Annotated in this window: 8 protein-coding genes; 4 read left to right on the top strand and 4 right to left on the bottom strand. The window is 51.1% G+C overall.

Translation table 11 applies throughout. The annotated features are described in order from the left end of the window. Positions 1 to 56: 56 nt before the first annotated feature. Positions 57 to 686 (bottom strand): TIGR03790 family protein, encoded by a 630-nt coding sequence (locus HRU10_14280; GenBank protein ID NRA28398.1) that lies wholly within the window; start codon positions 684 to 686, stop codon positions 57 to 59. Between the two features lie 558 nt (positions 687 to 1,244). Further along, positions 1,245 to 2,033, bottom strand: a complete 789-nt coding sequence (locus HRU10_14275) for an OmpA family protein (protein ID NRA28397.1) — start codon at positions 2,031 to 2,033, stop codon at positions 1,245 to 1,247. A gap of 83 nt (positions 2,034 to 2,116) precedes the next feature. Here HRU10_14275 and HRU10_14270 point away from each other — a divergent pair, with 83 nt between their 5' ends. Together HRU10_14270 and HRU10_14265 are read left to right on the top strand one after the other, a co-directional pair. After that, a complete protein-coding gene (locus HRU10_14270; protein ID NRA28396.1) occupies positions 2,117 to 2,623 on the top strand; it encodes a histidine phosphatase family protein in 507 nt (168 codons plus the stop codon). A gap of 109 nt (positions 2,624 to 2,732) precedes the next feature. Continuing rightward, complete coding sequence (locus HRU10_14265) at positions 2,733 to 3,560, top strand: cobalamin biosynthesis protein CbiX (protein NRA28395.1); 828 nt, start codon at positions 2,733 to 2,735, stop codon at positions 3,558 to 3,560. On the opposite strand, the gene HRU10_14260 is transcribed toward HRU10_14265, so the two are convergent. Further along, positions 3,538 to 4,116 carry a phosphoribosyltransferase gene (locus tag HRU10_14260; GenBank protein ID NRA28394.1) on the bottom strand — a complete coding sequence of 193 codons (579 nt, stop codon included), beginning with the start codon at positions 4,114 to 4,116 and terminating at the stop codon, positions 3,538 to 3,540. The two genes, HRU10_14265 and HRU10_14260, sit on opposite strands and share 23 nt — an antisense overlap. Positions 4,117 to 4,335: 219 nt before the next feature. Here HRU10_14260 and acs point away from each other — a divergent pair, with 219 nt between their 5' ends. Together acs and HRU10_14250 are read left to right on the top strand one after the other, a co-directional pair. Then, complete coding sequence (acs, locus tag HRU10_14255) at positions 4,336 to 6,288, top strand: acetate--CoA ligase (protein ID NRA28393.1); 1,953 nt, start codon at positions 4,336 to 4,338, stop codon at positions 6,286 to 6,288. 25 nt (positions 6,289 to 6,313) lie between these two features. Further along, positions 6,314 to 7,480, top strand: a complete 1,167-nt coding sequence (locus HRU10_14250; GenBank protein NRA28392.1) for an MFS transporter — start codon at positions 6,314 to 6,316, stop codon at positions 7,478 to 7,480. Positions 7,481 to 7,693: 213 nt separating this feature from the next. On the opposite strand, the gene HRU10_14245 is transcribed toward HRU10_14250, so the two are convergent. Further along, positions 7,694 to 8,143: a nucleotidyltransferase gene (locus tag HRU10_14245; GenBank protein ID NRA28391.1), complete on the bottom strand. Its 450-nt coding sequence runs from the start codon at positions 8,141 to 8,143 to the stop codon at positions 7,694 to 7,696. Positions 8,144 to 8,570: the final 427 nt, after the last annotated feature.

Below are 8,570 nucleotides of genomic sequence, written 5' to 3'. Positions count from 1 at the left end.
GCATCTCGTTTTTCCATGCCTGAAAGGATGAATGATGCATGGGTGAAAGTCATGTATTATATTAGCGAGTTAATAACATGCTTAAGTGTCGGGCCATCGAGTCTTGAAACCTTTAGAGCCAGGGTTCGAGCGTCCTCAAGCGTGTAGTCTCGATCGAACAATGGATTTTCAACTGGACCTACGAGATCCATTTCTTTGGACACGATTTGGGCAATGTGGGAGTCGACAGCTCCTCTGGATGTTCGGAAGACGGTATCAATTTTACGCCTATCCTGAACGACTTGATCTGAGTGTCTCATTTTGAGTGGGACGCCCATCGTGGTCACCAAGAAATCTATAAAGACGTCATCAATGGTGAACTCTAGTCTGCCGTTGGTGGCATTTGCTGTCCCAATCTTCCCAATGATGGCCTTTTTGTTGAAAAGATTTTTTACAATTGGGTTGAATATCTTCTCATAGAAAATGCTCGAGCATATTTCCTCATCTAAGGGAAGGCTCACTCTGATGATATTATGATAGGGGATTTTTCTAGAATCTGCATAGTATTTTGCTATCAGACCAGACTCATGAGAATTCGCATTTTCGATGATATAAACTCGCTCAGGATGGATCGCTCCTAGGGGTCCTCTAAAAAATATCACCGAGGTCAATATGAGGAGTACGGGGTAATGCTTGGATCCGATCATTCTATCATCAGGTACACCCAAATTAGTCGTCTTCAGCTGGATCCGTTGCAGTCTAAGCGAGATATTTTACATAAGTTTACCTTTAAGGCTTGGCGCTGAGTGCCGGTGTTGGAATCTCATTATCGTTGCCAGATCGAATCTCCAAGTGGTTTTTCCAAGCAATCCGGCTTTCCCAGAATCATCACATCGATTAGGCTACAATTGAAAGGGCGGGGAGTTTTTCGGGTCGTCGCTGCTCGGCTCCAGTCGTTGTAATTGAGGCGTTCTGTCGCCTCGTCCCCTACGGTGTGGATCGAAGCAACGGCCTGCGCGCCGACAGAGCAGGGCGATTACAAAAAGGCAGTTGGGGACATGTCCCCGCTGTTTCAATTAGGCCCCATCGATTACGACATAGTATAAATCTGTTGCCTTGAGCGCTCTGCGCTCATTCAGATGCTATAATGAAAAGGCCACGACAAGTGCGCTGGTACGATGTCAACTGTAGGAGTCCAGATTGACACTGTGAAACAAGCGACTCGGGGGGAGATATCGTTGGGCGGCTACCGCAGAGATTGTAAGTTATTCGTAGAGCACTATATCCGCTCGTCTGTCGAGGGCACGCTGTGAATCGTCGGCGCCTTCTGTCGCATCTAAATCTCCCTTGGAGACGATCGAAACGTTGTCACTGGGGATGCCGGAGTCGATGAGGAAGTTGCGCACGCTGGAAGCTCGGCGGTCACCGAGTGCGAGGTTGTATTCTGTAGTGCCTTTGAAGTCACAGTGTCCTTCGATAAGGACCGTGATACCTGAATTGCCCTGGAGATAAGCAATTGTTTCGGTGAGGGCTGAGCGCTGGTCTTCCCGAATAAAGGATTGGTCGTAGTCAAAATAGACAGAAGGGAGGATGCCGCGTCTCCCGCCATCGGGATCGACCAAGTCGCCCGAGTCTCCGCGCCCTACCAGCGAGGCATCACTGCCATTGCCGTAATCAAGAGGCTGACCATCGGCGCCAAAATTAATTGGGCGACCGTCCGGGCCCAAGCCGGTTGAGTCCCCGGGCGAGAAATCTGGACGCGTCGGTGATGATTTGTCTCCCATCAGGGTATCGGCCGGAGTCGGATCTGTTTGCGGAGGGCAAGCGGTGAAGAGGAAAAAGCCGAGGCTGATCAGGGTAATTTTTGTGTAGAAAGAAAGGTCGAGGCGTGCACGCATGGTTAAGATAGAAGAGATGAGGTTCACTCCGGCAAGCCCGAATCCTCTGATGTGCATCGACTTTAGGCTCGTGCCTGGGATACGGATCTCTTTGGAGTGGAAATCGGTAGCAATTGGCTGGGTAGAATGAATAATTGCCCGAATAGTTGCGCTCAAATCTGTTCCCTGAACCTTCGCTGATATTTTTATGCAATTTCTTGTATGGTTTGGCGCATTAGATTTGATCCCTTTTGTTGGGAATGAATGCGGAAAAATACATTTTGATACGTCACGGGCAGACTGTCTGGAATCGTGAGCAGCGCTACCAAGGTCGGCTGAACACACCGCTCACAGACCTGGGGCAAATCCAAGCTCAGGCTGTCGGGCACAAGGTCACTGAACTCATCGACGGTGAGACGGAAATCGGCTGTTATTGCAGTCCGCTAGGGCGTGCCATCCAAACCGCAGAGTTCTTGCGTGAGACTTGCCGCATTCAGCTCCCTGAGTTTGTATCTGACCCACGTTTGCAGGAATGTAATCTAGGGCGTTGGCAGGGGTATCGGCACGATGAAATCGAGGGGCTGTATCCGGGTGATTTTCGAGCTCGTTCTTTAAATAAGTGGAATTTTCGGATTCCTGAGGGAGGTGAGTCTTATGGTGATCTGTCGGAACGCGCGCAATCATGGGTGAAGGAGAGCATCGGAAACCATGCGGTCTTCGTAATCGTGGCTCACGAAATGATGGGCACTCCGTGGAGTGCTGGGTAAATTACCTCAGGACACGGTATTAGCCATGCATCAAAAAAATGATGAAATCGTAGTCGTGGAGAATGGGTGCGAAACCTTGCACCGCGTAGAGATCGATGGATCTTAAATCATGGACTACGAGCAGATTTGGCTGATGGATAATGGGTCATTACGGCCCGAAGCAACTTTGGGCTTGAGACGCGTTGCAGCTGCGTTGAGTGAGCGTCTCGGCCGCCTAGTTGTGCCCGTAAGTCTCCTGCATTCGAGTAAGATTGATCCGGCAAAAATTGATGACCGACCCGCTCAAACTTTCGAGCGCTCGCTCAAACAAGTGTATCGTGAGGGGATTAGGAGTGTCTTTATTCAGCCTCTATTCTTTGGGCCTACACGTGCGATAAGCGAGTATTTGCCAGCTCGGATGGAGATATTGTCTCAGGCAATGCCGGATATCCGTGTTCAGGTGGGCGATGTGCTTGTCCCCGACTCGGACCCATCACCGGAATGGTTGCTCTCGCTGCTCTTGGATCATGCCGAAGCCACGGCTGCGAGCCCGGATGAGCCGATAATACTCGTCGATCATGGAACACCCGCGATCGAGGTGAATCGCGTGCGCAATCGTTTAGCGGCACTACTCGATGAACGTTGGCTCGGGCCCGTGGTCGCAGCATCCATGGAACGACGCGACGGTGCGGAGTATGACTTCAATGAACCTTTGCTTGAACGCGTCTTCGATAAGCATGACTGGAAGAAGGGGCCGGTAACGGTGCTGATGCTGTTCCTCCTATCAGGCCGTCACGCTGGACCTGAGGGAGACGTCGCTGAGATTCTGGACCAGGTAGTTGCCTGCCATCCCAAGTTACAGCCGAAAATGTCTCCGCTCGTGGCGGAAAACTCAAAGCTCATTGACGGGCTGCTGGAGCGGGTGGGGCCTTGGCTCAGTCGACCGAATTGCCCTTGATGATGTAGACCTCGGGATAATTAGCTCGGTGGTTTTTATCCTCCATCCCATATCCGGCAAACCACTCATTCCCCTCATAGCGAAATCCGGTATAGTCTGGGGTATATACAGATTCCTCGTGGATGCGGTGAATCAGAACTGCGGTGCGCACTTCTTTGGCTCCGTTTTCCTGGCAGTATTCGACCATTTTGGACAGTGTTTTTCCACTGTCGCAAATGTCATCCACCAGTAAAACATGCCGCCCTTCAATACCTTCAGGCTTCACTGTGATATTGAATGTGTCGCCCTGGGTGTTGTCCTCGGATGAATAACTCTGGCAGCGGCAATAAGAGGGCTCGACAGTATAGGCAATCTGCTTGAGTAGGTCGCTGAAAAAGAACACACCTCCTCGGAGAATGCAGACTCCCAGAATTTGCTCGCCGGTTTCCTTGTAAGATTCCTCCGCCCAAGTGGAAATATCTGTGCCTAGCTGGTAAGTCCGATAGGCGATGTCCTCTTTCGCATAGGTCAGTTGAAAGTAGGGTGGGATAGTGCGCTCTTTTGGGTGCTTATGCATGCTTCACGGAATAGGGTTTTGTTACGTGCCAGTGTCCAGACATTTTCCTCAAATACATCTCACAGTAGCCGTTAGAGTTCTGGAAAGTTACTGCGATGCCTGCTTGATGACGGTTTCAAGGCTTTCTGGTTTGACCAGCTTAGCCGCCTGCTACATCTGGACGACCTCGTTTGATTGTTTACCCTATCTACACTAGCCATGCCTGAAGAATCCTCCCCTATGACGACTGTTTCTACGGAGCAGCGTAAATTCGACCCCGTTTCTACCTTTGTGAAGGACGCCCAGATTTCCGGGCGTGCAGCCTATGATGCACTCTATGAAAAGAGTATCGCAGATCCAGAAGCCTTCTGGGCCGAGGTGGCCGAAGACTTTTTCTGGTATAGGAAATGGGATACGGTGCTCGACCGTTCAGAGGCACCCTTTTTCAAATGGTTTTCTGGGGCGAAGACGAATCTCTCCGTGAACTGCGTGGATCGGCACCTTGATGGGCCCAATAAAAACAAGGCGGCGATTATATGGGAAGGCGAGCCGGGCGACAGTCGCGTTCTTACCTATTTCGATCTCTACCGTGAGGTAAATAAATTCGCCAATGCGTTGAGCGAGCAAGGAGTAAAGAAAGGGGATCGAGTTGCGATCTACCTCGGTATGGTGCCCGAGCTCGCGATCGCATGTCTAGCCTGCGCGCGTATTGGCGCTGTCCACACGGTCATCTTTGCTGGATTTTCCGCTGAGAGTATTAAGGACCGTGTCGAAGGCTGCGAGGCGCGCACCGTCATCACCGGCGATGCCTCTTACCGCCGTGGTAAACCTCTAGGTCTCAAGACCATCGTAGACGAAGCCGTCGAAGGCCTCGATTGCGTGCAGCAGGTCATCGTCGTCAAGCGGGATGGAGTAGAAATCGCCTGTCCCATGGTCGAAGGCCGCGATGTTTGGTACCACGACATCGTTCGCCACACAGCCATCCACTGTGAGCCCGAGCAGATGGATGCTGAGGATATGCTCTTTCTTCTCTACACCAGTGGCACCACAGGCAAGCCCAAGGGTATCATCCACACGACTGCTGGGTATATGGTCTATAGCTACCTGACCTCCAAATACGTCTTTGATATGAGGCCCGAAGATGTCTACTGGTGCACCGCCGACGTCGGCTGGATCACCGGGCACAGCTATATTGTCTATGGCCCCATGCAAAATGCCATCACTCAAGTGATGTATGAGGGGGCACCGAATTGGCCAGATGAAGGCCGCTTCTGGAACATTATCGAAAAATATGCGGTGACGACCTTCTACACGGCGCCGACTGCCATCCGCGCCTTTATGAAATGGGGAGACCATTGGGTCGAAAAGTATGACCTGTCCTCTCTGCGCTTACTCGGCACAGTGGGCGAAGCGATCAACCCTGAGGCATGGATGTGGTATCACGAAAAGATCGGAGCTAGCCAGTGCCCCATCGTCGACACCTGGTGGCAGACTGAAACCGGAGGCCACATGCTCACGCCGATTCCGGGCGCTATCGCGACAAAGCCGGGATCAGCTACTGTGCCCTTCTTTGGGATCGAGCCCCTCGTGCTCACTGAAGAAGGCGAAGAGGTCAATGCTGGGATTCTTGCAATTAAAAATCCCTGGCCGGGCATGCTCCGCGGCGTATACGGCGACCCGCAGCGTTTCAAGGATACGTATTTCAGTAAGTGGGACGGCAAATACTATTTGCCAGGTGATGGCGTGCGGAAAGACGAAGACGGCTACTATTGGATTTTGGGTCGTATCGACGACGTCGTGAATGTATCTGGGCACCGCATTGGTACGGCGGAGCTGGAGAGTGTATTTGTCGAGCATGAAGCTGTGGCTGAGAGCGCGGTGATTGGCGTGCCGCACGAGATAAAAGGTCAAGGCCTGGTCGCATTTGTGACCGTCCGTCAGGGTATTGAAACCAGCGACGCATTGAAGAAGGAACTGGTCGGCATGGTCGATAAGGGGATCGGCAAGTTTGCGCGTCCCGAGCAAATTCTCTTTACCCATGATTTGCCCAAGACACGCTCCGGAAAAATCATGCGCCGCATTCTGCGAAACATCACTCTGGGTGAAGATATTGGAAACGTGACTACGTTGGCAGATCCGTCCGTGGTCAATGAATTGGTGGAGCAGTGGAACAGCTTAACTGCCAAGGCATAGTCCGAGCGGACTTTGAGCGTCCGGTTTGAAGGCCGCGCTCGATTCAACAGCCCGAAGGCGGCTTCTCGTCATCGGCCTCTCTGCTGCGTGCCTCTCGCTTGCTCGTGAGATGCAGATGTTTGTGACGCCCTTCTGGGTGACTCAGGGCTTGGGGCTCGAAGAGAAGTTTGTTCCTATCTTGCTATCCTACCGTTGGCTGGGAACAGCGATCTTATTGATCCCCTTAGCATTTTTAAGCGAAGCCATTGGGCCTAAGCGTAGCATCCTGTTTACCCTAGTGCTTTCGAGTGTGCTCATGTTTTGGATGGCAGGTGAGAGCTTCAATACCGCCACGTTCATCTTCATGGTACTCGGGCCGGCGATTAGTTCTAGCTTCGTGATGACAGATACGCTCGTGCAGCAGGTCAGCGAAACCCGGCGAAGTTTTTCTAATGGTGTCTATCGAACCATCGGTGCGGTGGTTACCTTTATCGGTGCTCCCATTGCAGCCTTCAGTGTTGCTGCAGGAGGTAGTTGGACAGGGGTATTGATTGGGTGCAGTGCATTGTTTGCAGGCTCTGCCCTCTTCGCAGCTACTTATCCAGGTGTGGGCCAAGAGCAAAAAAGTGATGTGCGTTCTACGCTCAGCAGGATGAGCAAAGTCCTCGGCAACAGCACATTGCTAAAATACATATGCATCGTCCAGATCGCTCAGGTAGGCGCGAGCGCATTCGGCAGTTTTGCGGGATTATACGCTACAGCAGAGTTGGGACTCACCGTGACAGATTGGTCCAAAGTGGGTGCGATCATCGCGGGTATTTCCATCTTCATTGTGATGATTTCTGCAAAGATCGTCGAGTGGAAGGGTCTGGCGTGGACGACGGCATGCGGCTGGCTGTGTGCGGCGGTGGGTCGGCTGACCTTCGCTATTTCAGATAGTCCTTTTTGGGCAGTGGGCGTCTATGCTATCACCACGATACTGAGTGCCGTTGCCTCGGTGACTTTCTCATTATGGCTGGCCAAAATCGGGGGAGTTAGTGCCTCTACTTTCATGCTCAACAAGTTGGCATCAGCAGTGACTTTCGCTATTGCATCAGCACTCTTAGGATTTTTGGAGCCTTTGTTCGGCATGCAATATCTCCTCACCGCCAGCGGACTGGTGACCCTGTATGCGGCGATAGTCATCTTTCGGTTCCGCCCTGAGCTCCATTAGGCGTATCGGCGACTACGATATACCACCGCTTTTATGAGATACTTTGCGCGTTCATGTAGCAGTGGGATACGGGCCGTTCGTTCGCGAATTCCTTATAAAAGCATAAACCTTTTCTCGACTATCAATCTTCCGCCAGTCGGTGGTAACGGATCGTATTTTGGGCAGTCTATTTCTCCCCAAAATAACTTGTTAAGTCTGTGACAACTTGAGTGATCATCGCCTGATTTTCCTGAGTTCTTCCAGGTCGATTTTATCTTTGGCTCTTGGCGAGGCCTGCTTGTTTTTCATCAGTTCCTCGAAACCAATAAAACGGACTTTTTGTCCCTCGATATCAAATATCACTGAATTGTTATAGCACTCGTTGAATGTGACTCCATCTATGCCAGTAAGCACTTGGATCTTCATCGGTTCACGCCCGATTTCTATAACCATCTCTTCTTCAAGAAAATCATGAGCAGTGAGTCCAAGTCCACCAAATCCGAAATCCTTGAAAGCATCTAAGACGTTGTTCGCATTTTGTCTGCTGATGGCGATAAAAACGTCAAGGTCACCAGTATACCTCGGAAATCCATGCACTGCGACTGCATAGCCTCCGATTACCATAAATTTAACCTCTTTGTCTTCGAGTAATGTTAAGAACTCTTGGAAATGCCTGTTGAGCATATTTTGGCGTGTGTGATAACCGGATAGTTTCGAGAGCGGAAATCCTCTCCGAGGGAGATCGTTCTTTCCAAAAGGCAGAACGTTCCTCGTCATCGCGAAGTCGTCTTTTGCGCACAGAAATCATCATGGTATTTCTACTCGAATGTGGGTGTTTGTCGAGATTAGTCTCTTCCACATTTAGGCCTATCTAGCATACTTTAATTCCTGCTCCGAGTGGACTGATGGTGAGCTGGTTGCGACCAGAAGTTTGGGGCGCACAGATGTTTTGTAGGGTGATCGCGAGAGCGATTGCCGTCGAGCGGGTCAAAGCTCTAGTCAAGCAATGGCTGTCGCCATCACTCTACAATTCTAATTTCACAGCCATCCCATAAGACCTGATGGCGGAGATCAAACCTGAGTATTGATGGGCTGTAGCGGTTGATCGTGT

It is taken from the genome of Opitutales bacterium (assembly GCA_013215165.1).
GTDB lineage: Bacteria > Verrucomicrobiota > Verrucomicrobiia > Opitutales > JABSRG01 > JABSRG01.
This window is presented reverse-complemented; position numbering and strand designations above follow the sequence as displayed.

What these genes read in the sequence shown, in the direction of transcription:
- HRU10_14280 (NRA28398.1), bottom strand. Translation starts at nt 686, where the DNA reads ATGATCGGATCCAAGCATTACCCCGTACTCCTCATATTGACCTCGGTG.
- HRU10_14270 (NRA28396.1), top strand. Translation starts at nt 2,117, where the DNA reads ATGAATGCGGAAAAATACATTTTGATACGTCACGGGCAGACTGTCTGG.
- HRU10_14265 (NRA28395.1), top strand. Translation starts at nt 2,733, where the DNA reads ATGGACTACGAGCAGATTTGGCTGATGGATAATGGGTCATTACGGCCC.
- HRU10_14260 (NRA28394.1), bottom strand. Translation starts at nt 4,116, where the DNA reads ATGCATAAGCACCCAAAAGAGCGCACTATCCCACCCTACTTTCAACTG.
- acs (NRA28393.1), top strand. Translation starts at nt 4,336, where the DNA reads ATGACGACTGTTTCTACGGAGCAGCGTAAATTCGACCCCGTTTCTACC.
- HRU10_14245 (NRA28391.1), bottom strand. Translation starts at nt 8,143, where the DNA reads ATGCTCAACAGGCATTTCCAAGAGTTCTTAACATTACTCGAAGACAAA.